This is a genomic window from Siphonobacter sp. BAB-5385, from assembly GCF_002261125.1.
Classification (GTDB): Bacteria; Bacteroidota; Bacteroidia; order Cytophagales; family Spirosomataceae; genus Siphonobacter.
This window is the reverse complement of sequence record NZ_NMPS01000070.1, coordinates 151,877-177,779: the sequence shown is the minus strand read 5'-3', so window position 1 is coordinate 177,779 and position 25,903 is coordinate 151,877. Positions and strand designations below refer to the sequence as shown.

The window sequence follows — 25,903 nt, the reverse complement described above, 5'->3', positions numbered from 1 at the left end:
CGTTTTCGGACATAATTATTTTATAAATATCTCATAATCAAAACATTAATTCTTTTTTTATCGCTTTGGCACAGCTTTAGAAAATAGAACCTTCAAACAGCATCTCCATGATTTCACTGCAAGACATCGAACGGTATTACCAGAACGGGTTCACCAAAACATACATTCTCCGGCACGTTACGACCGAAATTAAGGAAGGAGAATTTGTTAGTATCATGGGTCCATCCGGGGCGGGCAAGTCTACCCTACTGAACATCATTGGCCTACTCGATCAGCCTACTTCAGGTGAGTATACGTTCCTCGATCAGCCGGTACAGCGACTCAGTGAGAAGAAACGTTCGGAGTTGTACAAAGCCTATATCGGTTTCGTCTTTCAGGCCTATCACCTCATCGATGAACTGACCGTATACGAAAACCTGGAAACGCCGCTACTGTACAAAAACGTACCGAGTTCAGAGCGGAAAAGCCGCATCGCCGATATTCTGGATCGATTTAATATGGTTGCTAAAAAGGATTTGTTTCCCAATCAGCTTTCCGGTGGGCAACAGCAACTGGTAGGCATCGCCCGGGCATTAGTGGGTCAACCTAAAATTATTTTGGCGGATGAACCTACGGGTAACCTCCAGTCGGCCCAGGCTGAAGAAATCATGCAGATTTTCAAGCAGTTGAATCAGGAAGGTATTACGATCATTCAGGTGACGCACTCGGAGAAGAATGCGGCTTACGGCAACCGGATTTTACACCTGAACGACGGAAAAATTGTCGAAGACCTTCGCGTAGAATCCATCGCCTAGCGTCTCTCGTTCGACCTTCAACTTCCCCCTTGTTTTCCTTTAGGTACGCATTTCCATGAAAAAATTACTCCTTTTCACCGGACTCCTGTTGAGTGGCTCCCTGCAGGCCCAAACGCCCATGACGCTGAAACAGGCCGTAGATGTAGCCATCCGTAATAACCTGACGGTGCGGCAGAATGAACTGCTGGTGGAAACCAGTGAAAATAACCTTCTGCAGGCGAAGCTGGCACTTCTGCCTACGGCACAGGCTGCCGCCTCGCAATCGATCAATTACGGCCGCAGTATTGACCCCTACACGAACGGGTTCGTTAACGAAAAGCTAAACTCTTCGGCTTTCAGTCTTTCGGCGGGTGTAACCCTCTTCAATGGTCTATACAATCAGAATTTTATCAAGCAGAATAACCTGCTCATGAAAGCTGCCGAACAGGATGTCCGACAAGCGAAGGATCAGGTGACGATCACGACGATTCTGGCGTATTTGCAGGTGCTTAGCAGTGAAGATCAGGTCAACCTGGCAGAACAGCAGCTGGAAGCTTCCAAAATGCAGCTGGAACGGGCCGTAGCTCTGGTAAAGGCCGGAAACCTGGCTCCGTACGATGAATACACCCTCGGTTCGCAGGTGGCAAATGACCAGTTGAGTCTGGTTACCATGCAGGGTCAGTTGAAGCTCAACCGACTGGCCTTCTGGCAAACCCTCAACAACCCGCAGGTTCCCCTGGACTTTAAACTGGAACGTTTAACCCCACAGGGCGAAATGGGTTATGAAAGCACGGCCACACAGGTGTACGAACTGGCCGAACAAAACCTGGGGGTCATCAAAGCGGCCCAGCTTCGCGTCAAGAGCTTTGATCATACCATCAAGATGTACCGGGGTTTGCAGTATCCGCTCCTTTCGTTGAATTCGTACTTCAGTACGCGGTACTCTTCTACGGCAAACCTGACTTACGGGGATCAGCTGGGCAACAATTTTAACCGATACTTTTCGCTGGATTTAGCCATTCCCATCTTTCGAAGCTGGATTTACAGAAACCGGGTTCAAAACGCAATTGTAGATAAAAAACGCAACGAAGTGCAGGCTCAGAATGTACAGATTCAGGTTAAACAAGGTATTGAGCAGGCATACGCTAACCTGGAGGTAGCCAAAATGCGGTACGACGCTCTGGAAAGTCAAGTGAAAAACTTCGATGAGACCTTGAAATCGGCCGAAAGCCGTTTTCAGGCCGGTACGCTGAACGTGGTTGAATACAACATTGCCAAAACCAATCTGGATCGGGCCCGCTTAAATCAGATCCAGGCTCGTTATGATTATCTGTTTCGGGTAAAAATTCTCGATTACTATCAGGGTAAGAACCTGTTCGTGGACTAAGCCTAAGCTATAGCTCCCAAACCGTAGGGTTTTGATGCCGACGCAGGTGCTTTCCAAAGTTCATCCAGAAGGCCATGATCAGGTACAGAACCAATGGCGAGCCCATCGTTAAGCAGGACGTATAGATGAAGTACAAACGGATGCTGCTGGCGGAGATTCCAAGCCGTTCGCCTACCAACGAACACACGCCAAAAGCCTGACTTTCAACAAGATATCGTAAACGGTTCATGATTGGGCGATCTTTTGTTAATCGAAAATACGGACACTTCCCGAAAACTTAAAAATTCATACCAATGTTTAAAAAAAATTTTTCGCTAAAACTGTATTAACCCTAATAATTTCTCTTTTATTTCGGGAAAATCTTCCGTTTCAATATTTAATTTGTTATGCAAACAGGTACAGTAAAGTTTTACAACGAAAGCAAGGGGTTTGGCTTCATCGTTGACGATGCCACGGGACAGGACATCTTCGTTCACGTCACGGGTTTGAATGGATTGCAAATCCGTCAGGATGATCGCGTATCGTATGAAACGATCAGCGGTAAAAAAGGCGTGAACGCAGTAAACGTAAAGAAATTGGCTTAGTCTTTCTAAGTCACTTGTCTTAACTCCGGTCCCGGACTCTAGCAGAGTTCGGGATTTTTTCTGTCCGGACGGATTGGAAATTATTCGAGCGTACGCTTTTTATTTATATCTTTCAAAAGCTACCTATTTACCTTTTCTACCTGAATCATATCCCTTTAATGGAACCGTTTTCCTACTCCCCTCTGCCTAGTATTGACCTTGCGTATGCGTCCAGATGGACTCGTCTTGCCAACTACATTATCGATTGGATTTTCTTTGGTTTGGTTTTAATGCTGGGGCTACTGACCGTTAGCATTATTCTTACCCTGCTGGATGAACGTCTCAATGATTCTTTATTTCGGACCATTGATTCTCTTCCTGAACTAATTCAACGCATCATCACAGTACTACTGTATGGGTTGGTGATGGCTCTGCAGGAGATTCTAACGCAGGGCCGATCGATGGGTAAGTGGATTACAAAAACTCAGGTCGTAACGGAATCAGGCGAGACACCCGATTTAAGTACGCTGTTCAAACGCAACCTGTACCGATGTGTACCCCTGGAAACGCTTTCCATCTTTTTTGAAAATATTCCCTGGCATGATAAATGGACGGATACACGGGTAGTCAGGAAAATAGTTCGCTAATTAACGTATCGTACTACCCGTTTCTCGACCTATTCTTTTACAAACCAGTTTCCGTGGCACTCTTTGTGAGGACTGTTCGCAACAATACGGTCCCTTTTTTTGCCCCTAACAAGCGAAACGGGTTCTCCCCTGAGAAAACCCGTTCGCTTGTTCAAAATGATAAACGCCTAAACTTATACCCAGCTTTTCACCTCGTCCAGCGTCGGCATTTTCGCTTCGATTTTCAACTTCTTACGCAGTCCACCCAGATCATTGAATACTTTGTTCGGATTTGCTCCTTTCAGGGCTTCTACCGTCAGAAAGCCCATCTTCTGGATAGCCGGTACCCACTCGGCAGGGATCCCCGCGGCTACGTAATCGGCTTCGGTAGCTACTTCCGCTTTCTTCTCCGGACGCATTTGTGGGAAGAACAGAACTTCCTGAATGCTGGCGTTATTGGTCATCATCATCGTCAAACGATCAATGCCGAAGCCAATGCCGGCGGTAGGCGGCATACCGTATTCCAGTGAACGGATGAAATCTTCATCGAGAGCCATGGCTTCTTCATCGCCACGTTCTGCCAGACGAAGCTGTTCTTCAAAACGCTCCCGCTGATCAATCGGATCGTTCAACTCCGAGTAGGCGTTAGCAATCTCCTTCCCGTTAACGTATATTTCAAACCGCTCCACTACTCCGGGTTTGCTCCGGTGCTTTTTGGTCAGGGGTGACATTTCCAGCGGGTGGTCCATGATGAACGTAGGCTGCACCAGATTGCTCTCCACAGCTTCACCAAAGATCTCGTCGATGAGTTTTCCTTTACCCATGGTGGCATCTACTTCCACGCCGAGTTTCTGAGCTTCGGCCCGCAGTTCGTCTTCCGATAACGCGTCTACGTCAAGGCCCGTGTACTTCTGAATGGCCTCGGAAATACTCAGTCGGGCATACGGTCCCTGGAATTCAACGAGGTTCTCACCGATCTGTACCTGCGTTTGTCCATTGGTAGCGATGGCAACCTTTTCCAGGATTTCTTCCGTCATGTTCATCATCCACTCGTAATCCTTGTAGGCTACGTAGAATTCCATGGCGGTATATTCCGGATTATGCGTCCGGTCCATCCCTTCGTTACGGAACATCTTTCCAAATTCATACACCCCTTCGAATCCACCCACAATCAGTCGTTTGAGGTATAATTCGTTCGCAATCCGCAGATATAGAGGCATATCGAGCGTATTGTGGTGCGTTTTAAACGGACGAGCCGCGGCTCCACCGTGAATGGGTTGCAGAATCGGGGTTTCTACTTCCAGCCAGCCGCGATCATCAAAGATTCGCCGCATGGTTGAAATGATTTTGGCCCGTTTTACGAAAATATCTTTTACCTGCGGGTTTACAATCAAATCGACGTACCGCTGCCGGTAACGTAACTCAGGGTCCATAAAGCCGTCGTACACGTTCCCTTCTTCATCCCGTTTCACGATGGGAAGCGGACGAAGCGATTTGGTCAGGATCGTAAATTCCTGTACGTGAATGGAAATCTCGCCGGTCTGCGTCGTAAATACGTACCCTTTGATACCGATAATGTCTCCGATGTCAAGCAGCTTTTTGAAAACCGTATTATACAGGGTCTTGTCTTCGTCCGGACACAGGTCATCGCGACGGAAGTACAACTGAATACGGCCCGTAGCATCCTGTAATTCAGCAAAACTGGCCGAACCCATAATCCGGAAGCTCATCAATCGACCGGCAATGGAAACGGTTTTATAATCGGTTTTATTCCGTTCGTAGTTTTGGAGAATGTCAGCGGCCGTAACGTTGATTTCGTAGCCTTCAGCCGGATACGGATCGATGCCCAGCCGGTATAGTTCTTCCCGTTTCTGACGACGGAGTAATTCTTGTTCAGAAAGTTGCATGATTTAATATCACCCTTCTCAGGGAATGTTGACAATACATCCACCCAGTGGATTGGCTGCAAAAATAACCATTGCGGACTGCTCCGTTAGCATAAATACCTGCTCAATTTTAAGGTTTTATTCTTTCGCTACCTTTTAACTATCCTTAGCTTTGTAGAAATCACCGCCCCATGTACTCATTTAATGGGTATGGGGACCTTTTACTAGGAAGAGATATGCAGCGACTGACCCAAACGCAACGCCAAACGCTGAAGTTTTCACCCCTGCAGATTCAGATGTTGAATTTGCTGGGTCTGAATACCTTGGAATTGGAGCAGCGAATAAAAGATGAGCTGGAAGAAAATCCGGTACTGGAAGAAGGCGTCGAAACGCCCGAACAAGCAGAAGAGAATTCCGACGGTCTGGATGACTTCCAACCCGAAGGCAATGATTTACCCACCGATGATTTTCGGGACTGGGATGAATTTGCCGATGATGACATTCCTGAATACAAAACCCGGTCGGATAACTTTGCCGCCGACGAGGATTTCTATACTTCTCCCATCGTTCAGCTGAATACCTGGCGGGAGGAACTCAAAGAACAGGTAGGTACGCTTGAATTAACCGAGCGGCAGCGATTGATTGCTGATTTCATCGTGGACTCGCTCGATGATGATGCTTTCTGAAGTACGACGCCTACAACATCGCGGACGACATTAGCTTTACCAATAACATCTGGGTAGAAGAATCGGAGATAGAAGAAATCCTTCCCCTGATCCGCTCGCTCGACCCACCGGGTGTGGCCGCCCGCGACCTGCAGGATTGTTTACTGTTACAACTGGAACGCAAGCCGCATACGCCCGAAAATACGTTGAGTATAGAAGTCGTACGGCGGCACATGCACGAACTGGCAGGACGAAATTACGAGAAAATCATGCGGGTGATGAACCTGGACAACGAACAGTTGAAGGAAGTACTCGGCGTGATTGCTCACCTGAACCCCAAACCCGTAGTGGGTGGACAAAGCAGTAGTCTGGTCGTTAATGAGAATATCCTGCCCGAATACTTTGTTACGAACGATAATGGTCTTTTTGAAGTAAACCTCAATGGTCGCGACTTACCCAGCATCCGGCTAAGTAAGGCAGTAGTCGAAATGGCCGAATCCCGCAACAAAAGTGACCGGGCCACGGCTCAGTTCGTTAAAAGCAAGCTGGCTTCGGCCCGCTGGTTTATCGATGCTCTGAAGCAACGCGAGCAAACCATGCTGAATACGATGCGGGCCATCATTGAGTTTCAGAAGGACTACTTCATAACGGGCGATGTACGGCAGCTTAGACCCATGATTCTCAAGGATATTGCTGACCGCATTGGCATGGACATTTCGACCATTTCACGGGTTACTTCGGGCAAATACGCTCAAACGCCTTTCGGTATCATTCACCTGAAAGACCTGTTTACCGAGGGCGTGAAAAACGACGAAGGTGAAGAGGTTTCTAACCGTGAGATCCAACAGGCCATCGTTGAAATCATCGAAAAAGAAGACAAGCAGTCGCCGTATACCGACCAGCAGATTCAGGAACTATTGACGGAGAAAGGGTATCCGGTTGCCCGACGTACGGTGGCCAAATACCGTGAACAACTGAACATACCCATTGCCAAAATTCGCCGGGAACTTTAGCATCCATTACTCATAAATTAATAAAAAGGCGGATCGTAGATACGATCCGCCTTTTTATTGACAGGCTGTACAGGAAGAAACTCACCTTCCCATACGTACGACTCCGCGTTTAATCAGGCAACCTCTAAACAAAAAAGGCTCCACTTGTAGCGGAGCCTTTTTTGTTACTCAGGAAAGATTAGTTTCTTCTTCTAGGCTTTCCTTTTTTAGCCTTACGGCCTTCTTGTTCGATGATACGTTGTTTCTCTTCTTCCGTAATCTGACGAATACTGGTTTTAGAGATGATGTATTTACCTTTCGAACGAGTGATGGTTACCTGGTAATCACCTAAGTGACGAACCACTTCACCGTTTGCTTTCACTTCATCGATTTCGTAGATAGCCTTGAAGTATCTTGGACGCTTCATGCTAGATACCAGAGCATCGAATTGAGCAGGAACTGCGATTTCGATATCGTCTTTCAGTTCTTCGAAAGCGTTCAGCTTAGCTTGTTCCAGTTCTTGCGTATACGTTCCGTACAGGGTGCGTTTGCGGTACGTACCACTTGCTTGACGCGTTCCATCGCAGTAGCAGTAGCATTGTACTGAATCACGGCCCACTACCGTAGAGTAGTATGCAGAAACTTCAACTAAGCGGTGACGGAAGCGAGTTTTTTCTTCAACAACTTTCGGAGCTGCTTTCTCGAAACCGAAGCTAGCCGTAGCTACTTCAGAGATGCAACGTCCACACTTGTTGTTACGCTCTGAGTGAACCGTTACGTAGTAGAATTCCGTTTGAGAAATCGAGTCACCCGGGAATTTCAGATCCTGAGGCCATTCGAAGCTACGTTCGGTCGTGCTCTTCAGTGAGTATACGATTTCGTCCGAGTTCGGAGATTTCTTGTGAACATTCACCGTATACGTTTCGCCCGCTTCTGAGCTTCCGCTCGTCCAGGTAACTTTTGGATACGTACCAGCCCGGAAGAACGTGTTCGCTAACGAATCTTTTACTGTCAGACCCGTGATCGTTTGGTCACCCAGTGTCACTCCCGTAATCGTCGGAGCTACGCAAGTGGGGCATTCAGCCGGAGCCACTTGTACCAGCGTCGTACGGTTGAAAGACTTGCGAAGAGCTAATTGCAGAGCCCAGCCACCATGCTTACGCTTGAATTCCCAGATGTGAGCAGCGTTGTCTTGCGTAAAGTAGTTTACCTGCGTGTAGAAACCGCTGATTTGTGCACCACCGTACCAGTTGTTACCGAAGGGGAAGAAGGCACCAATATGTCCTTTAACGCCCGGGTGTAACAGTTTGTCCGTCGGAGAAACCATCGAAATCAGCTGGTTGTTACGGGTATCAATTGCACCAATCATCGCTGACTGCGTGCGGAAAACACCCCCTTTTACAGCTGCTTCCAGGAAGCTACTTTGTGGTTTCTTCGTCAGGTCGTACGAAATAACGGGACCGACTAAGAGGAACATGTCTTCAGAAGCACGCTTTCTAATGTCGATGTTATCTGCACCAATGTTTGCAGCTGCAGGTTGATTCAGAAGGTAGTTACGGTACGCTCCACGAACGAAGAACGTTTGCCAGCCCCCTTCAACGCCCAAACCAAATTTGAAACGATTTTCAGGTCTGAAGAAATAATCCGCTCCTACAGAAACGTTCAGACCAAAGCCGTTAAACAGGGAGCGATCGCGGTGATCGTTAAAGGTGCCGTTCCAAGTGCCGCAATAGGCAATACCTGGACCAAATGGGATGGCAAGACGCCAGGGTGATTTTCCAAGAACCGGAATGTACGTGATCGTGTCACAAGCGGTCAGAGAGTCACCAACAGTAATGTACGTTGATGAGGTTTGTGCGTTCAAAGCCTGCTTCCGCCACTGGCGTAACGTTAGACGTTTGCTAGAGGTTGACGGATCGGTGGTCTGAGCTGTTGCTTTGAATTGGGTTGAACAAAGTAAAATTGCTAAAATTCCCCACCCCATGCACAACGAGCGGTAGATACTCTTCATAGTTTGTGTGTTTTTGTTTGATAAGTCGCTAAGCTAAACAACAGCAATGAAGTACTTTCTCAAATATACGGAGAAATTTGACTTTCAGTTCCACAAAGTAAACTAAGTCCCAGTGACATTGTTTACTTCCCAGAGAATAATTTATCGAAAGGATACTTCGCTGTAATAAATATAATAACTGTGCCAAGTGGCCAAATACCGTATAATAATTTCTATATTATTCTATCCTCTAATCCTAACTTATTGATTTAAAAACCAGTACCTAAGCAAGTTTTTGCTCAAGTACTGGTTTATCATCAATTTATAATTAATCTTTTGTACCAATTTCTGCCACAAAAAATTCGCGGTTCATACGGGCAATATTTTCCATGCTGATGCCTTTCGGGCACTCGGCAGCACAGGCTCCCGTGTTTGTACAGGCTCCAAAGCCTTCTTCGTCCATCTGGGCTACCATCTTCTTGGCTCGTGCGGTCCGTTCGGCTTCACCCTGCGGTAACAGGGCTAACTGAGAGATTTTAGCCGAAGTAAACAGCATCGCCGAAGCGTTTTTACAAGCGGCTACACAGGCTCCGCAACCAATACAGGCTGCTGCCATGAAGGAAGCATCTGCGTTTTCTTTGGCAACCGGGATCGCATTTGCATCCTGAGCATTACCCGTATTGACCGAAATATACCCACCTGCCGAAATAATCCGGTCGAAGGCGGCCCGGTCCGTTACCAGATCTTTGATAACCGGGAATGCCTGAGCCCGCCAGGGTTCTACTACAATCGTATCGCCATCCTTGAAGCTACGCATGTGCAGCTGACAAGTAGTTACGCCCTGTAAGGGTCCATGAGGACGACCGTTGATGTACATGGAACAGGCTCCGCAGATCCCTTCACGGCAATCGTGATCAAAGGATACGGGGTCTTTGCCTTCGTGTACGAGTTGCTCGTTCAGTACATCAAACATTTCCAGGAACGACATATCCTCGGAAATGCCGGAAAGCTGGTAGGTTTCCATCCGGCCTTCCGTTCTACTATTTTTTTGACGCCACACCTGGAGCGTCAGATTCATATTACCTTCCATTGTTTCGTTAACTCTCTAATTGTTAACCTATTACTTATAAGAACGCTGGGCGATTTTGATGTTCTCGTAGTTGAGTTCTTCTTTGTGAAGCTCCCACTGCGATTCACCCTGATATTCCCAAGCGGATACGTACATGTAATTTTCGTCGTCGCGTTTCGCTTCGCCTTCTTCCGTCTGATATTCTTCGCGGAAGTGACCGCCGCAGGATTCATTGCGATCCAGAGCGTCCATACACATCAGTTCGCCCAGCTCAATAAAGTCAGCTACGCGGTTCGCCTTATCCAGTTCTGGGTTGAACTCATCTACGTCACCCATAACTTTCACATTCGACCAGAATTCTTTTTTCAACGCACGAATTTCCTGGATGGCTTCTTTCAAACCCTGCTCATTACGGGCCATTCCACACTTATCCCACATGATCTTACCCAGTTCTTTGTGGTAAGCTTCGGGAGATTTCGTGCCTTTGATCGAAATCAGTTTAGTAATCCGGTCGTTTACTTCTTTCTCAGCCTGTACGAAGGCGGGGTGATCCGTTGAAATCGCTTTCGTCCGGATTTCGCTCGCCAGATACGCTCCGATCGTATAAGGAATTACGAAGTACCCATCGGCCAGCCCCTGCATCAAAGCTGAAGCTCCCAGACGATTCGCTCCGTGATCGGAGAAGTTGGCTTCGCCCAGGGCATACAGACCGGGTACCGTGGTCATCAGGTTGTAATCCACCCAAAGACCTCCCATGGTGTAGTGAACGGCCGGGTAAATACGCATCGGCACCTGATACGGATCTTCACCCGTAATCTGCTTATACATATCGAAAAGGTTACCGTATTTCTCTTTTACGACGGCCTTTCCTAACTGAAGGATCTGATCGGCTGAGGCATTGTGAATACCTCTTTTATTTACTTCACCTTTACCGTACCGCTCATAGGCTGCGTAGTAGTCCAGGTAAACGGCCATTTTCGAAGTCCCTACCCCATAGCCTGCGTCGCAACGCTCCTTGGCGGCACGGCTGGCAATATCCCGGGGTACGAGGTTACCGAAAGCCGGGTAACGACGCTCGAGATAATAATCACGCTCGTCTTCGGGAATCTGATCCGCAGGACGATTGTCATCTTTCTTCTTAGGAACCCAGATCCGACCGTCATTCCGTAAGGATTCGGACATCAGCGTCAGTTTCGACTGATGATCGCCCGATACCGGAATACACGTGGGGTGAATTTGCGTAAAGCAGGGGTTTCCGAAGAATGCTCCTTTTTTGTGAGCTTTCCAGGCAGCCGTTACGTTGGAACCCATGGCGTTCGTTGACAGGTAGAATACGTTTCCGTACCCTCCTGAACAAATCAGAACCGCATGGCCAAAGTGACGCTCGAGTTCACCCGTAATCAGGTTACGAGCAATGATCCCCCGGCATTTGCCGTCGATCATTACGACGTCAAGCATTTCGTGGCGGGTATACATCGCAATGTTCCCGGCTCCTACCTGACGCTGCAGACCTGAATAGGCTCCCAGCAGCAATTGCTGACCCGTTTGACCTGCCGCATAGAATGTACGTTGAACCTGCGTACCACCGAATGAACGGTTAGAAAGCAGTCCGCCGTATTCACGGGCAAAGGGAACCCCAGCGGCTACGCACTGGTCAATGATGTTACCTGATACCTCAGCCAAACGATATACGTTAGACTCCCGGGCCCGGTAGTCACCACCTTTAATTGTATCGTAGAACAAACGGTAGACGGAGTCACCATCGTTCTGATAGTTTTTAGCAGCGTTGATTCCACCCTGAGCTGCAATGGAGTGAGCCCGACGGGGAGAATCCTGAAAACAAAACGCTTTTACTTTATAACCTAATTCCGCCAAAGTTGCAGCCGCCGAAGCTCCTGCAAGCCCCGTACCAATGACGATAATTTCCAGACTCCGTTTATTGGCAGGGTTAACGAGCGGCACGGTCGAGCGGTACTTTGTCCACTTCGTCTCCAGCGGCCCGTCAGGTATTTTGGCATCCAATTTGGGTGATGTTGCCATGGAATGATTTCAGTTTATAAACTCCGGATAATTCCGGACTGATGACTAACGAGAATACACACGCCTTCACTAAGGTTGAAGGCAAAGGTTACGCTCCTAAACTCTTAATATAAAAATAAATCGGCATGGCCGCAAAAGCCAGCGGGATACCAATACCAAATACCCACACGCCCAGGAAACGGATCAGCGGATTATATTTGGGGTGATTCCAGCCCAGTGTCTGGAAGGCACTCCAGAAGCCGTGCACCAGGTGATAGGCCAGTGCCGCCATTCCCAGTACATAAAAGAGTACCAGCAGGGGATTAGAGAAAGCTACGGTCGTTTCCTTGTACAAATCCTTTACAATCGTAACACGGGTTTGTGAATCTTCACGTACGTACTCTTCCAGCCGGCCTTTAATCGGTTGTCCCGTATACGGCGTAGAAGAAATTTCGCCCGTTACCAGGCTTTCTTCGTACTGACGATACGGTACATCTCCATAATGATACACATACCAGAAATCGTGCATGTGTACCACAATGTACAGCAACAGCATCGTACCCAGCAGGGCCATGTTACGGCTTGCCCAAGTACTTTGGTTATGAACGACTACATACCGCTGTGCCCCACGAGCTTTGCGGTTGTCTTTTGCCAGCCACAGACCCTGGACGCATGCCAGAGAATGAATGCATACAAGCCGTAGGAAACGACCCGAATGGGCGTGAACGTAGACATGAAGGCAGCGTACTTATTAAAGCCATAGCCTTCATCGTGATTGAACAATTGCAGGTTACCGCTCACGTGTACCACCAGGAAAGTACATAAGAACAACCCGGTTAAGGACATAATGAGCTTGCGGCCCAGCGAACTCGAAAAAGTTTGTGTGACCCAGGACATCGTTTTTTGACTCGAAGAACAGTTAAAAATGGTAGGGAACCAACCCTTAATTAGGCATCAAAACTACGGCACAAACGGTGGGTTGCCAAAGTCGATTTCTGATTTTTTGCTAATTAAAAATACCTTTTGCTTCCGAAAAGCGTTCAGCATTTGAAATTAGTGCCCGCTTCAAGGCTGGTCAAGCTCTGTTTCAGTACCTTATTGTCAGAACATTTTCCCCCAGGAAAAAAACTTCTTTAGCAGTGAAAAAGTTTGTTGTAAAAACAATTGTTTTCAGAATTGAAAGAACATTCAAATCTGTACCTTGAACCTGCATTACACCCGTACCTTTACAAGCCTGTTTTTGAGGCATCTGTACCGATTACCGCTATTTTTTGAATACTACCGAACTGATTGTCTGATTATACCAGCGTAGCATGAGAACCCTTTACCGTTTATTTGGATTACTGGTTTTTACCATTTGTGGGTTAACCTCCACGGCCTGGGCTACCCACGTGCGGGCCGGTGAGATTACCTCCCGCCGGATCTCCAGTACCAGCCTAACCTACGAGTTAACGCTTACGATCTATTGCGACTGGGCTCAGGGCCGTCCGGCTACCGAGGGTACGGCTGGTACTGGCGTAAAATTCTGTTTTGGGGATGGAACCCCCGTTCAGAACACCCCCCTTTTCACGCAGGGTTTACCGAGTGGAGGCATAGTCGATGTGGGGAATAGTACGGTCCGGCTGATCTTTCGCACGACGCATACCTTCAGTGCTCCCGGTACGTATACCGTTTCCGTTGGCATCGACAACCGAAACAAAGGAACGCTTAACATTACCAATAACAGATCAGACGAATATCCTTTCTTTGTTGAATCTACGCTGGCTATCAACGCCTTCCTGGGTCTGAACAGCACGCCAGTCATGCTAAATCCCCCTGTTGATTTTGAAGCCTGTGCGGGTCAGCGATACATCCACAACCCCAGTGCTTTTGATGCAGACGGCGACAGCCTGGCGTACCGCCTGACGCAAAACAAATCAACGCTGGTGGGCGAGTCCTGTAATGGATTTGTGATTCCAAGTATTGTGTACCCCAACGACATTCCGAATTGTAATGATCGTAACGAAGCCAATAATGGCCCTGCGGGTTATAGTATTAACTCTGTTACTGGTGATTTGATCTGGGATGCCCCCACCTGCCCCGGTCAGTATAACGTAGCTTTTATCATTGAAGAATGGCGAAGTGGGGTGAAAATTGGCGAGATCACGCGGGATATGCAGATTATCGTTCGTGACTGTCAGAACAAACGGCCTACGTTAGAAGCTCCCGATGAAATTTGCGTAGAGGCAGGATCAACCGCTACGTTCAATGTCCGGGCTACGGACCCTGACGGCAACCGCCTGACGATTACCTCTACGAGCGGGGTGTATCAGCAAAGTTCACTCGGCATAAACCTGATCCAGCCGCCCTTTGCGACGTTCACTACCCCTACCCAACCGCAGGCGTCGCCAGCCACGGGTACTTTTAGCTGGCAAACCAACTGTACCCATTTACGACAGTTGCCCTACGAAGTGCTGTTCAAGGTACGGGATCACCCCGGATCCGTTCAACCCTATTTGACAGATAGCAAAACGGTGAAAGTCCGGGTGGTAGCTCCCGCTCCCAAAAACTTACGCTCTGAACCCAGCGGCCCGGGCTATGTACTCAACTGGGATGCGTACCCCTGCCAGATTACGGGTGCCCAAATCGTGATTTATCGTCGACAGGGTTGTGTGAACCTGACCCCTGATCTCTGTAAACCGGGGCCACCGCCGGGTTATGTAGAAGTAGGTCGCGTGCCGATTACGCAAACAACGTACACTGACAATTCCAGCGGTCTACGACCCAATACCGAATACAGTTACCGGCTTGTGGCTTCGTTCCCCGGTCCGAATAACCTGACGCGATTTAACAGTACGTTCTCAAACCAGGCCTGTCAGCGATTACCCAATCAGGCCTTGTACATTACCAACGTGACGGTCGATGAAACTTCGACTACCCAGGGTCAGATTACCGTAAAATGGACCCGGCCTGAAGGTGCAGGAGCCCGGCAGTATCGCATTTTCCGGACTACGGGTTTGAATGGTACGGCCTATACGCAAGTGGGCACGATCAATACCAACTTATCCGCTCCCCGTACCAACGATACCATTTATGTGGATCGTGGACTGAATACCGAAGCGAATGCCTATCGCTACCGCGTAGATGTGTTCAACGGTACCACGCGGCAGGATTCTTCGCAGGCGGCCAGTAGTGTTCGTCTGAGCGGAAGCGGTCAGTCACGTGCGGTACAGCTCTCCTGGCAGGCCAATGTACCCTGGAGCAATGATAACCAGACTCACCGCATTTACCGTCAGGTACGGCCGGGCGTGTACAACCTGATTCAGCAGGTAGCCGTACAGGGTCCCGGAACCTATACCTACACGGATAATGGACGCGATAACGTAACCTCCGATGGTGACATCAGTACGACACTTTCCGCTGACTCTACGTATTGTTACCGCGTGGAAACGGTGGGCACGTACGGTGACCCGAGCATTCACAGCGGTCTGTTGTACAACTTCTCGCAACGCCTGTGTCTGACGCCTACGGATACGACTCGTCCCTGCCCGCCCGTGCTCACGCTTGACCAGCTTGACTGTGCAACGTACGTACAAGGCATCTGCGAAACAGGACCGTATAGCAATAGGTTAAGCTGGACCGACGCAACGACGGGTCCCAACGGTGCCGCCTGTGATCCGAACATTGTTCAATATAACATTTACTACAAACGCTACGGCGATACGGGTGACTTTGAGAAAATCGGTGAAACCAAATCGCCTCCAAGCCGCAACTTTACGCACGATAACCTCGGTAGTTACGCTGGGTGTTATTACGTAACTTCGGTAAACCGTTTTGGTACGGAGTCTGTGCCGAGTAATACGGTCTGCAAAGACAACTGTCCCGATTACTCCTTACCGAACGTAATCACGCCCAACAGTGACGGCAAAAACGATACATTCGAGCCGATTCGCTGTCCTCGTTTTGTGAAAAACGTCCGGTTCCGGGTGTACAACCGCTGGGGAGTGAAAGTTTTTGAGAGCAATGACAATGTGCTCATTCAGTGGGACGGACGGACGGACGCAGGTAAGGAACTGGCCGCGGGTACGTACTACTACGAAGCTCAGGTTACTTACGAACGCCTGAACCGGGCTGACGAAAATCGTCCGGTTATTCTGAAGAGCTGGGTACAGATTATTCGCTAGCTTATTTTGATTCAGATACAGAAAAAGGAACTGCTGGGCGGTTCCTTTTTCTGTATCTGAACGTTTCAGTCCTTACCCGTGTCTTCATCCAGTAACATCAGGGCCTTCACGCATGGTAGTCATTCTCTTTGATGGCGTTTGTAACTTCTGTAACGCCACCATCAACTACATCATGGATCATGACGGCGGAAGGCATCAGTTTGCTTCCCTGCAATCCGCGTATGGTCAGTCTATACTTGACCAACTGGATCGGCCTTCCCGTGATTTTGATAGTGTACTGCTTTGGGAAGACGGTCGCATCTACGAGAAATCGGAAGCCGCCCTCCGCATCGCCCGCCACGTCAAAGGGTGGCAATGGCTCTGGGGCTTTCGGTTTTTACCACTTTCAATCCGTGATCGCGTGTACAGTCTGATTGCCCGAAACCGCTATACCTGGTTTGGCAAACGCGAGAGTTGCCGACTGCCGAGCCCCAAAGAGCGGCTTCGTTTTGTGGGATAAGCCGGGGAAGTTTTATTTTTGCGGTTCTATCAAACTTGTCAGTATGAAAGCTTATGTTTTCCCGGGTCAGGGATCGCAATTTTCGGGTATGGGAAAAGACCTGTACGAGCGTTCCGAAGAAGCCCGCATTCTTTTTGAAAAGGCTAACGATATTTTAGGGTTTCGCATTACGGACATCATGTTCAATGGTTCCGATGAAGAACTCAAGCAAACGAAAGTTACGCAACCGGCTATTTTCCTGCATTCCGTGATCCTGGCATCCATTACGCCCGATCTCAATCCGGATATGGTCGCAGGTCACTCCCTGGGTGAATTCTCGGCTCTGGTTACGGCGGGTGTTTTATCGTTTGAAGATGGCGTACGGCTGGTTTCCAAACGGGCTTTGGCGATGCAGCGAGCCTGCGAAATCAACCCCTCAACGATGGCGGCTGTTCTAAGCTCGCTGCCGGATGAGCAGGTAGCTCAGTTGTGTGAGCAGGTACGTCAGGAAACGGGCGAGATCGTCGTAGCGGCTAACTACAACTGCCCGGGTCAGCTGGTCATTTCCGGTTCGCACGAAGGCGTACGTATTGCGGGCGAACGCTTGAAGGAAGCGGGAGCCAAACGCGTACTGCCCTTGCCCGTAGGTGGAGCGTTCCACTCTCCTTTGATGGAACCCGCTCGGGAAGAACTGGCTGCTGCTATCGAAGTGACGCCTTTCCATACGGCCAGGTTTCCCGTGTACCAAAACGTGAACGCCCAGCCCGCTACGCAGATTGACGCCATCAAAACGAATCTGATTGCTCAACTAACTGCTCCCGTACGCTGGACGCAATCGGTACAGGCCATGCGGGCCGACGGAGCCACGTTATTTGTTGAATGCGGCCCGGGTAAAGTGTTACAAGGACTGGTGAAAAAGATCGACGCCGCTGCCGAGACCGCAGGTGTGTAATTTTTTTCAATGAAAAGCGATTCGTATTCAGGCATTTAAAAAAAATTGCTCCCTGAATTCAAATTTATTTTCAGAAACGACTTGACAAGGCTTTCAAAAACCCCCTATATTTGCACCACGGAACACGGAAATGACCGATGGTGTAATGGTAACACAGGAGATTTTGGTTCTCTTATTCAGGGTTCGAATCCTTGTCGGTCAACTTCAAAAGCCCCTCAGATTAATTTCTGAGGGGCTTTTTCCTTTTGATACGATTCTTCACTCATCGGATATGTTAGCTCATCTTTCGCATTAACGAGCGAGCTCGTGCGGGGATGCTTTGTATAGCGTACGGATCGTCCGAACGTTTCCTTCAAAACCGGTTTTGTCGTCCTGGTTGGAACCCGTAAAATTTTCCCGGATACCTAAGAACATGCTCGCCATTACGAGGAGCATTACGATAACTATGGGTAGGATCATCATGGCTTTTATCGTTTAAAATGAGTGGGCTTTGTATGCCCCCTATTTATACTAAGCTTCCTTTAAAAAAATGATGTGCCATGAGACGTATATTCGTTCCAGAAAAATGCGAACGAAGTCATAGTCTGCCCAAAAACCTTACTAATTTAGCTTAGACCATTGCTTTGGGGCTTGGGAAGTAAATATTCCCAAAGCCTTTAGCCAAACCATTCCTGGCGAATTTTGCCGATGTACGGGGAGCTTCGTACACCCGTTACCAGTTCCAGTAACTCAACGCCTACGTTTGGATACAGATTTAGTCCAGCGATACTTGGCAGCGGTCGCCATACAACTTCCAGAGCCGTTGTTTCGGCTGGATTAATTCGGGGAATTCCTCCCACCAACGTACCCAGAAATACGCAGTGCAAAACACCCTGTTTGAGCTGAGGGAGTAATACTTCACCCATGACCAGCAAGCCCTGTACTTCAATCTCGATGCCTAGTTCTTCCCGAAGTTCCCGCATAAGGGTTTCGGGCAGGGTTTCGCCAGGATCGGGATTGCCTCCGGGTAACTGAAAAACAGTTTGATCACCGTATTCATAGCGAGTCAGTAAAACATGGTCATTTTCAACCAGAACGACTGCGGGGCGTACTTTCATGAGAATCTACTTCGGTTTATTAAGCAATTAATACGAACAAAATAAAAAGGTCAACTGGAGTTTTCAAGATAAATTCCGTGGCTACTGCGGAAAAGCCCCAGCGTAAACGCCCGCAAATCCTGTATTTTCTGTAAACTTGTATCCCAATTGACGCAGAAATTTTCGTTAGGTACGTAGCTCCTGCACGGCTTCGCACTCTATTACCCAACTATGGCCATTTATCTGAATACCCGTTCCCGAAAAGACCTCATCATTCACCTGATGCTGGTCGTCGGTATCATTCTTTCTCTATTTCTTAGTTTTTTCTTCGTTTATCTGCCCTGGTCGACTAACCACGGACAAAGTATTACGGTCCCTGATTTACGAAAAGCGAACCTGGAAGATGTAAAAGCAACGCTGAGCGAACGGAAACTCGACTACATTGTCTCGGACTGCACCTTTGTGCCTGGCGTACCGCCTTTTACGGTGCTTTCCCAGTATCCTTTTCCTAATTCACTGGTAAAAGAGGGCCGGAACATTTATCTCACCGTCACCATGGCGACGGCCCCCATGATTCGGATGCCGGATCTGGTATCCACGAACATGGGTCTTCGCAGTGCCTTGTCGCTCTTACGCAGTGTGGGTTTGCAGGAAGGCAACATTCGCTACATTCCCGATATCGCCGAAAATGCCGTACTGGAACAATGGTACCAGGGCAAGAAGATTGAACCGGGCACGCAGGTTCCCAAAGGCTCCAAAATCGAACTGGTGGTGGGTAACGGGATTGGCAATACCGAACTCGACGTACCTAACCTGATTGGCGTTTCGCTGGAAGAAGCCGAAATCATCATCAAGGGCTCGGACCTTCGCATGGGCACCATCCTCTACAAGCAGGTTCCCGGAGCGGCCCCCGGTACGGTAGTTGAACAGCGACCCGCTCCCGGCATTGGCACCAAAATCAACGTGGGTGAAATTATTGACTTGTGGATCGCCGGAAAACCCGATACCGACACGGGTGAAGGCCCCACCGAACCCGAGCGTAATTAATACCGAAGCGGAACCATAAAACAGGTTCCGCTTCGTTTGCTTTTCTGAATATCCTACCCAATCCATCAACGATCAATGGCTCATTGGTCCGGTATCTGTATGCGATTACTTTTTACCCTTCTGCTGTGTTCCTTAGGTTTTGGAGTACAGGCCCAATTCCGAGAGTTTCCGATTACGACAGCTCCGATACCTACGCAGTCTTCCGGAGCCCGTACCGCTGCGGTATCGCTGCCCTTTTTTGACGATTTTTCCATTACACGAACGGGTATACCCGATCCTTCACTGTGGATGCCCGGCGGTGGTACGGTGGTCAACAATAGCCTCACCAATAATCATCCTTCGCTGAATATCGTTTCGTTTGATGGCCTTCGCCGCGATGGAATCCCTTATAATTCAAATACTCCATTAGCTACTGGAGAAACGGATTCCCTTACTTCTCAGCCGATTAATCTGGCCGGTCTATCGCCCCGTGACTCGGTATACTTGAGTTTTTTCTGGATCACCAAAGGGCTGGGCGAACAACCCGATTCAAAAGATTCATTGCGGGTACAGTTTCTGACTACTGGCAATGTTTGGCAGACCGTCTGGGTTCAAAAGGGTGGGCAGGTAATGAATGAATACGCCCAGGCTCGCATTGCCGTACGGGCGGCTCTATATTTACACGCGGGTTTTCAGTTTCGGTTTCAGACTTTTGGCAGGCAATCGGGCGAGTTCGATGCTTGGCATATTGATTACGTATACCTGAACAAGGGTCGTTCGGTTCGCGATCAGTACATTAAGGATGTTTCCATCCGCCGGTCCATCAGTTCGTATTTGAAGCACTACCGGGCGATGCCGCTGGCTCATTACTTAGTCAATCCGGCGGCTGAAACGGCAGATACGATCAGTACGGACATTACGAACCTGTTCAACAACAACAACTTTACGACCTTACGATTCCGGATTCAGGAACTTACAACGGGACAGTCGATTCAGAATTTTACGCAGAATATTTCCGAGAACATTCCCCAGCTCCGTTCACAGGAAAAACGGGTAGTTCCTTCGCCCCTGCCCGCCTTTGCGGGTAAACGAGCCCTCGTTCGGACCACGTTTGATATTCTAACCACGGACGACCAGAACCCGAGTATTCCGGGCGTAGATTTGCGGCGGAATGATACGCTCTCTTCCATTACTGAATTGGCGGATTACTTTGCCTATGATGACGGATCGGCGGAATATGCGGCCGGCATCAACCAGCAGTATGGCTTTGTAGCGGTTCGATTTGTTACGCGAAAAGCTGACGTAGTTTCCGCCGTACGGATGCAAACCATCCGGTATCCAACGGATACCCCAAACAATACTTTTGTTTTACATATTCTGGCTAACCGCAACGGTCAGCCCGGTCAAACGCTTACCCGACAGTCGTTTCTGATTAGATATCCCGACGATCCACAAGGTTTTGTCGAGTTCAAACTTCAAAATCCTGTCGCCGTACGTGACACCTTTTGGGTAGCCTACCAGCAGCTTTCGCAAAACCGGATATCGATTGGACTGGATAAAAACAGTACGAAATTTTCCAATCATATTTATTACAATCTGGGCAATGAATGGGCTCAGAATACCAATCTACAAGGAGCTCTGATGATTCGTCCGGTTATGGGTGGACAAGCGAGCGAAGTGGTTACGGGCGTAGAGGAAATCAGGGAAAACGATCTAAGGATTCATCCCAATCCGAGTGCCGGACGTATTCGCTGGAATCTTGACAGCTTCCGGTCGCTGGAAGTACTGGACCTGTCGGGACGCACGCTCTGGTCGAAATCCGACCTGCCGGAACCCGCGGCCGATCTTTCGGGCCTGAGTCGGGGACTGTACCTGCTGCGTCTGTCGAATGGGAAACAAACCCTGGTGAAAAAACTGGTCGTTGAAAAGTAAGTTGTGCGAACATTTTGCTTGCTTTGCCTTAACTAAGGGGGATACTAATGGCTACTCGCTGAACGTTCAGCAGAAAAGGCCCGCTTAGCAACCTCTAACGATTTGCTTTTTTAACCGTTTACCAAACGCTACGACACATGGATATTTCTGTGCAGGAACTGAAGGAACGCCTCGACAAAGGTGAAAAAATAAACCTGATTGATGTTCGCAACCCCGACGAATACGAAGAGCAAAACCTGGGTGGTACGCTGATTCCGCTGGGCGATCTGCCCGACCGAATCGACGAACTGGAGCCGATGAAAAATGAAGAAGTCATTATTCACTGCCGTTCTGGTGCCCGCTCCGCCCGAGCTCAGCAGTTTTTAGAAAGTCAGGGCTTTACGAACGTTCGCAACGTACTGGGAGGCATTCTGGCGTACAACGAAATCGAATCGAAGTAAGCATACACGAAACGCTCAGGGCCTGTATAGACCCTGAGCGTTTTTATTTTTACAGCTATGGAAGCTATTTCTGCCTTTGAATTAAAACGTCGTCTGGAGGCAGGCGAAGACCTTCGAATTCTAGACATCCGAACGCCCTACGAATGGGAAAGCTTTTCCATCGGCGGTCTGCATATTCCACTCGATGAGTTACTGCTGCGGGTACACGATATTCCCGATAGCTGGAAGAACGAAGAAATCGTTGTTATCTGTGGCTCGGGAATGCAAAGTGCCGTAGCGACCCGCGTACTCGCCAAACAGGGTTTCAGCCGTATCCATAACCTGGAAGGGGGCCTGCAGGCGTACCTGAGTCTTTAGGTTAATCTTCGTGAACGGCCACGGCAATTTTGGAATCCGCCGTTCCGTAGTACAGAAACCACTTGTTTTTAAAGGGAACCAGACCCTCCAGAAAGACGACGTTGTTGACCTGCCCCGTGAGTTCGTAGTTTTTTTCAGGAATGAAAAAAGGCTCACTGGTTCGGGCTAATATCTTCGTCGGATCCTGTTTATCGAGCAGCACTTGTCCGGCTGAATAGACCAGTGCGTCTTTTTTATCGGGAATGGGGCGGGCAGAGTTATAGATCAGTAAAATTCCCTTTTCCGTCAGTAACGCATAGGGACCAGGTTCAACGAGCTGGCCGTCAAATTTACCGGGGCGTGGCCGCACAATCGGTTTAAGCGAGCCATCGGCTTCTTCCAGCGGCGTCCAGTGAATCAGGTCATCGGATTGGGCCAAAAACAGATTCGTATCGCCAAAATACATCCAGTACTTTCCATTGATCTTTTCGGCTACAATCTGATCCCCCTTTTGCTTCGCTACGATGGCTCCGGATTTTGACCAGGTATTCAGGTGTTTGCCTTCGCCGAGTACGGGGCCGTGTTTCGTCCATTTCCGTAAGTCCGGGGAAGTGGCCAGCATCATCCGGGCCGTTTTTCCATCGTAGGCCGTATAGGTCATGACGTAATCGCCCTGCGGACTTTCCACAATACGCGGATCTTCGGAACCACCCTCCCACTCGTACTTTTTCTGGGCGTCGTTGTCGGGAAAGAAAATGGGTGTATCCTCTTTTTCGAAATGCAGGCCATCGGTACTAATCGCTAGCCCTAGTCGCGAAACGCCCGCGTATTTGCCCAGTTTATCTTCGGCCCGGTATACCAGATAGACTTTCCCATCCCGTACCACCGCCGCCGGATTGAATACGTCTTTTTCTTCCCACTTCACGTCTTTTTTCCAGATGGGGTCACGGAAGGTTAATGCGGGCGAGGGTACCAGAACGGGATTCAGACTATCCACTTTTTCGAAGGGAAGCATGGCCCAGTCGGTACCGGTTGAGTCGGGCGAGGTAGTGGTTTGCTGGGCCGTCTGGCGGTCCGTAGAATTTCGGCAGGCAGTCAGGCTTAGCCCCAGGGCTGCCGAAAGCAGAAGTAAGGATTTCATAGGTTTGCGAGGCCCCCCCTTAGATACGGGAACTTCACAAATAAACAAAAAATCAGTTAACTACCGAGCTTATCCAGCGATCAAAGGCGGGTTCCGGACCCAGTTCGAATACCTGGATCTGACCGTAGGAAACCTCAATTTTAAAGATGTTTTGCAAGGGTACACCCAGCAAAGCCGCCCATACGCAACGTACGACTCCCGCGTGGGTTACGACCGCCACCCGCTGATGAGGTACGTTTCGCAGTTCATTCAGAAACTCGTTTACCCGCGTATACAGTTGCCGTAAACTCTCCCCGTCCGGCGGGGCTACGTCAACAAAATCATCCATCCAGGGATCGAATTCCGTTCGGGTAATGTTGTTCCAGGCTTTTTGTTCCCAGCTCCCGAAAGATACTTCTTTCAGTCGATCATCCGTTTGTACTTCCCGGGCGGGCAACTGCCCGGCCAATTGCGTACAACGCTGTAAGGGACTACTGAATACCACATCAAAGATTTCCGGACACCGATCTACGATTCGCTGTGATTCAGCGGCAAACGTTTCGGCCAGAGCCATTTCACTCTGCCCATAACAAAGCCCCTGGGCCTCTTTGACGGCGGTATGACGAATTACAAACACTTCCATCCCGCGTATAGACTAAGGTAAAAAATCACTTCACTCACCTGCTGAATGGCACCCAGGCAATCGCCCGTATACCCGCCGATCCATCGATTGAAGTACTGAGCTAGTATTACTTTACTGCCGAACGCCAATACTGCCGCCAATCCCAGCCAGTAATTGGGTAAGGTCAGCAGGGATACCAGGCAAAAGAAGAATCCTACGAACAACGTTGGCCTCTTTAATCGGGCGGAAGCCATCGGTTTCACTTTACTGGTATCGATATCCCGAACGTAGGCGTGCGTATCAATCATGGTGGAGGCGATAAAGCGACTTACGATTTGTCCACTCAGAATACCACTCCAGAAGAGATGAGGGGAAACTCCCGCTATTTCCAGTAAAATCAGAAACTTCAAACTCAGTAGCAGACCCAAGCCGACTACTCCATACGTTCCGACCCGACTGTCTTTCATAATCGTCAGGATTTGCTCCTTGGTCCAGCCACCGCCAAAGCCATCGCATACGTCCGCGAAACCGTCTTCGTGGAAGGCTCCCGTCGTTAGGATTCCAGCAATCATACTCAGCAAAATACTGATCGTTTTGGGGAAAATCAGTTCACTACTGAAATAGACCGCCAGCATCATTCCCCCCACGATGGCTCCAATCAGGGGGAAGTATTTGCGGGAGGCATTGAGTTGTTCGGCCCCGTAGCCAACCCAGCCCGGAATGGGAATGCGGGTGTAAAAACCCACCGCCGTTAGGAATAATCGTAATTCAGTCATCAAGCGAAGAAACACCGGCTTCGGCGAAAGTAGACATTTGATTGAGAAAGGCCACGGCATTTTTCAGCAGTGGATACGCCAAAGCACAGCCCGTACCCTCGCCTAACCGCAGGTTCATCCGTAACAAAGGTTCCGCTTGCAGAAAATCCAGTAGTAAGCCATGTCCCTGTTCGGCGGAATGGTGGCAGAAGATTACGTTCTCCAACACCTCCGGCTGTATCCGGCTGGCTACGAGCAAAGCAGCCGTCGAGATAAAGCCATCCACCAGCAAGACCATGTGTAACGAACGGGCCGTTAGCATAGCTCCCACCATCTGGGCGATTTCGAAGCCTCCGTAGGTTTGCAGGATTTTATAAGGGTCGGTGGGCGAACCGTGCCGAGTCAGAGCCTGCTGCAATACGCTTCGTTTACGGGATAGCTGATCCGTCGTCAGTCCCGTTCCTTTGCCCACGCACTGGTCCAGCGGGATGCCCGTACAAACGCTCATGAGCATACTCGCCGAGGAAGTATTTCCGATTCCCATTTCCCCAAATCCGACGACATTACAGCCCGTTTGCTGTAAGCTCTGTACCAGTTCCGCTCCTTTGGCCAGACAGAATTCCAGCTGTTCAACCGTCAGGGCGGGACCGTGTAGAAAACTAGCCGTTCCGTAGCCCGCTTTCGCAGCGATTAAAGAAGAATGCTCCGGAAAAGCAGCGTTCACGCCCGCATCTACGACGCGTAAATCCAGACCATTTTCCCGGCAAAAAACGTTGATGGCCGCTCCACCCCCTAAAAAATTAAGGACCATCTGATACGTCACTTCCGCTGGGTATGCACTCACGCCTTCCGCCGCAATCCCGTGATCAGCGGCAAATACCAGGATCGTCGGATTGTTCAACGCAGGAGTCTCCGTTTGCTGAATCAGACCGATCCGTAGGGCCAGCGTTTCGAGTTGACCCAGGGCTCCCAGCGGTTTGGTTTTTAGATCAATCTTTCGACGAAGCGTTTCTTTTAAAGTCATCGGGGGTGT

At 49.2% G+C, this 25,903-nt stretch carries 26 protein-coding genes and 1 tRNA gene; 14 read left to right on the top strand and 13 right to left on the bottom strand.

Annotation, left to right across the window (positions count from 1 at the left end; translation table 11 throughout):
* Positions 1-107: 107 nt before the first annotated feature.
* Complete coding sequence (locus BWI93_RS07010) at positions 108-794, top strand: ABC transporter ATP-binding protein (protein ID WP_094809544.1); 687 nt, start codon at positions 108-110, stop codon at positions 792-794.
* A 55-nt stretch (positions 795-849) separates the two neighbouring features.
* The gene (locus BWI93_RS07005; RefSeq protein ID WP_094809542.1) at positions 850-2,160 is read left to right on the top strand and encodes a TolC family protein; all 1,311 of its coding nucleotides are present in this window, start codon (positions 850-852) and stop codon (positions 2,158-2,160) included.
* Between the two features lie 7 nt (positions 2,161-2,167).
* On the opposite strand, the gene BWI93_RS07000 is transcribed toward BWI93_RS07005, so the two are convergent.
* Positions 2,168-2,389 (bottom strand): PspC domain-containing protein, encoded by a 222-nt coding sequence (locus BWI93_RS07000; RefSeq protein ID WP_094809540.1) that lies wholly within the window; start codon positions 2,387-2,389, stop codon positions 2,168-2,170.
* 157 nt (positions 2,390-2,546) lie between these two features.
* Between BWI93_RS07000 and BWI93_RS06995 the strand changes: the two genes are divergently transcribed.
* Both BWI93_RS06995 and BWI93_RS06990 read left to right on the top strand, forming a co-directional pair.
* A complete protein-coding gene (locus BWI93_RS06995; protein ID WP_094809538.1) occupies positions 2,547-2,744 on the top strand; it encodes a cold-shock protein in 198 nt (65 codons plus the stop codon).
* A 158-nt stretch (positions 2,745-2,902) separates the two neighbouring features.
* The gene (locus BWI93_RS06990) at positions 2,903-3,370 is read left to right on the top strand and encodes an RDD family protein (protein ID WP_094809536.1); all 468 of its coding nucleotides are present in this window, start codon (positions 2,903-2,905) and stop codon (positions 3,368-3,370) included.
* A 173-nt stretch (positions 3,371-3,543) separates the two neighbouring features.
* Here BWI93_RS06990 and lysS read toward each other — a convergent pair whose 3' ends face one another.
* A complete protein-coding gene (gene lysS / locus BWI93_RS06985; RefSeq protein WP_094809534.1) occupies positions 3,544-5,256 on the bottom strand; it encodes a lysine--tRNA ligase in 1,713 nt (570 codons plus the stop codon).
* A gap of 215 nt (positions 5,257-5,471) precedes the next feature.
* On the opposite strand from lysS, the gene BWI93_RS28615 reads away from it, so the two are divergent.
* Positions 5,472-5,921, top strand: a complete 450-nt coding sequence (locus BWI93_RS28615; protein WP_255157757.1) for a hypothetical protein — start codon at positions 5,472-5,474, stop codon at positions 5,919-5,921.
* On the top strand, positions 5,918-6,913 hold the full coding sequence (gene rpoN / locus BWI93_RS06980; protein ID WP_369679116.1) for an RNA polymerase factor sigma-54: 996 nt from the start codon (positions 5,918-5,920) through the stop codon (positions 6,911-6,913). The genes BWI93_RS28615 and rpoN overlap by 4 nt, the downstream gene beginning before the upstream one ends.
* Before the next feature lie 178 nt (positions 6,914-7,091).
* Here the strand turns inward: rpoN and BWI93_RS06975 are convergent, their stop codons facing one another.
* From BWI93_RS06975 to BWI93_RS29450, 5 genes are all read right to left on the bottom strand, one after another.
* Positions 7,092-8,903 (bottom strand): hypothetical protein, encoded by a 1,812-nt coding sequence (locus BWI93_RS06975; RefSeq protein WP_141217382.1) that lies wholly within the window; start codon positions 8,901-8,903, stop codon positions 7,092-7,094.
* Positions 8,904-9,210: 307 nt separating this feature from the next.
* The gene (locus tag BWI93_RS06970) at positions 9,211-9,960 is read right to left on the bottom strand and encodes a succinate dehydrogenase/fumarate reductase iron-sulfur subunit (protein ID WP_199182003.1); all 750 of its coding nucleotides are present in this window, start codon (positions 9,958-9,960) and stop codon (positions 9,211-9,213) included.
* 42 nt (positions 9,961-10,002) lie between these two features.
* On the bottom strand, positions 10,003-11,991 hold the full coding sequence (locus BWI93_RS06965) for a fumarate reductase/succinate dehydrogenase flavoprotein subunit (RefSeq protein ID WP_094809528.1): 1,989 nt from the start codon (positions 11,989-11,991) through the stop codon (positions 10,003-10,005).
* 88 nt (positions 11,992-12,079) lie between these two features.
* Positions 12,080-12,544: a hypothetical protein gene (locus tag BWI93_RS29455; RefSeq protein ID WP_369679110.1), complete on the bottom strand. Its 465-nt coding sequence runs from the start codon at positions 12,542-12,544 to the stop codon at positions 12,080-12,082.
* Positions 12,545-12,579: 35 nt separating this feature from the next.
* A complete protein-coding gene (locus BWI93_RS29450; RefSeq protein WP_369679109.1) occupies positions 12,580-12,867 on the bottom strand; it encodes a hypothetical protein in 288 nt (95 codons plus the stop codon).
* A 416-nt stretch (positions 12,868-13,283) separates the two neighbouring features.
* Between BWI93_RS29450 and BWI93_RS06955 the strand changes: the two genes are divergently transcribed.
* The 4 genes from BWI93_RS06955 to BWI93_RS06940 all read left to right on the top strand — a co-directional run bounded on the left by BWI93_RS06955 (position 13,284) and on the right by BWI93_RS06940 (position 17,765).
* On the top strand, positions 13,284-16,133 hold the full coding sequence (locus BWI93_RS06955) for a gliding motility-associated C-terminal domain-containing protein (protein ID WP_094809526.1): 2,850 nt from the start codon (positions 13,284-13,286) through the stop codon (positions 16,131-16,133).
* Between the two features lie 112 nt (positions 16,134-16,245).
* Positions 16,246-16,632 carry a thiol-disulfide oxidoreductase DCC family protein gene (locus BWI93_RS06950; RefSeq protein ID WP_094809524.1) on the top strand — a complete coding sequence of 129 codons (387 nt, stop codon included), beginning with the start codon at positions 16,246-16,248 and terminating at the stop codon, positions 16,630-16,632.
* A 43-nt stretch (positions 16,633-16,675) separates the two neighbouring features.
* A complete protein-coding gene (fabD, locus tag BWI93_RS06945; RefSeq protein WP_094809522.1) occupies positions 16,676-17,563 on the top strand; it encodes an ACP S-malonyltransferase in 888 nt (295 codons plus the stop codon).
* A gap of 131 nt (positions 17,564-17,694) precedes the next feature.
* A tRNA-Gln gene (locus BWI93_RS06940) sits at positions 17,695-17,765 on the top strand.
* An 89-nt stretch (positions 17,766-17,854) separates the two neighbouring features.
* On the opposite strand, the gene BWI93_RS27695 is transcribed toward BWI93_RS06940, so the two are convergent.
* Both BWI93_RS27695 and BWI93_RS06935 read right to left on the bottom strand, forming a co-directional pair.
* Positions 17,855-18,025, bottom strand: a complete 171-nt coding sequence (locus BWI93_RS27695; RefSeq protein ID WP_158242735.1) for a hypothetical protein — start codon at positions 18,023-18,025, stop codon at positions 17,855-17,857.
* A gap of 194 nt (positions 18,026-18,219) precedes the next feature.
* On the bottom strand, positions 18,220-18,660 hold the full coding sequence (locus BWI93_RS06935) for an NUDIX hydrolase (protein ID WP_094809520.1): 441 nt from the start codon (positions 18,658-18,660) through the stop codon (positions 18,220-18,222).
* A 210-nt stretch (positions 18,661-18,870) separates the two neighbouring features.
* Here BWI93_RS06935 and BWI93_RS06930 point away from each other — a divergent pair, with 210 nt between their 5' ends.
* The 4 genes from BWI93_RS06930 (at position 18,871) to BWI93_RS06915 (ending at position 22,394) form a co-directional block, all read left to right on the top strand.
* The gene (locus BWI93_RS06930; protein ID WP_094809518.1) at positions 18,871-19,686 is read left to right on the top strand and encodes a PASTA domain-containing protein; all 816 of its coding nucleotides are present in this window, start codon (positions 18,871-18,873) and stop codon (positions 19,684-19,686) included.
* A gap of 99 nt (positions 19,687-19,785) precedes the next feature.
* Positions 19,786-21,597 (top strand): T9SS type A sorting domain-containing protein, encoded by a 1,812-nt coding sequence (locus BWI93_RS06925; protein ID WP_176454154.1) that lies wholly within the window; start codon positions 19,786-19,788, stop codon positions 21,595-21,597.
* Between the two features lie 137 nt (positions 21,598-21,734).
* Positions 21,735-22,037: a rhodanese-like domain-containing protein gene (locus BWI93_RS06920; protein WP_094809514.1), complete on the top strand. Its 303-nt coding sequence runs from the start codon at positions 21,735-21,737 to the stop codon at positions 22,035-22,037.
* Positions 22,038-22,094: 57 nt separating this feature from the next.
* Positions 22,095-22,394 (top strand): rhodanese-like domain-containing protein, encoded by a 300-nt coding sequence (locus BWI93_RS06915; RefSeq protein ID WP_094809512.1) that lies wholly within the window; start codon positions 22,095-22,097, stop codon positions 22,392-22,394.
* 1 nt (position 22,395) lies between these two features.
* Here BWI93_RS06915 and BWI93_RS06910 read toward each other — a convergent pair whose 3' ends face one another.
* From BWI93_RS06910 to cobT, 4 genes are read right to left on the bottom strand one after another with little or no spacing between them, the layout of a single operon-like run.
* Complete coding sequence (locus tag BWI93_RS06910; RefSeq protein WP_094809510.1) at positions 22,396-23,514, bottom strand: glycoside hydrolase family 130 protein; 1,119 nt, start codon at positions 23,512-23,514, stop codon at positions 22,396-22,398.
* 52 nt (positions 23,515-23,566) lie between these two features.
* A complete protein-coding gene (cobC, locus tag BWI93_RS06905) occupies positions 23,567-24,136 on the bottom strand; it encodes an alpha-ribazole phosphatase (RefSeq protein ID WP_094809508.1) in 570 nt (189 codons plus the stop codon).
* Positions 24,121-24,891, bottom strand: a complete 771-nt coding sequence (locus tag BWI93_RS06900) for an adenosylcobinamide-GDP ribazoletransferase (RefSeq protein WP_094809506.1) — start codon at positions 24,889-24,891, stop codon at positions 24,121-24,123. Before BWI93_RS06900 ends, cobC begins: the two co-directional genes overlap by 16 nt.
* Positions 24,884-25,894 carry a nicotinate-nucleotide--dimethylbenzimidazole phosphoribosyltransferase gene (gene cobT, locus BWI93_RS06895; RefSeq protein WP_094809504.1) on the bottom strand — a complete coding sequence of 337 codons (1,011 nt, stop codon included), beginning with the start codon at positions 25,892-25,894 and terminating at the stop codon, positions 24,884-24,886. Before cobT ends, BWI93_RS06900 begins: the two co-directional genes overlap by 8 nt.
* Positions 25,895-25,903: the final 9 nt, after the last annotated feature.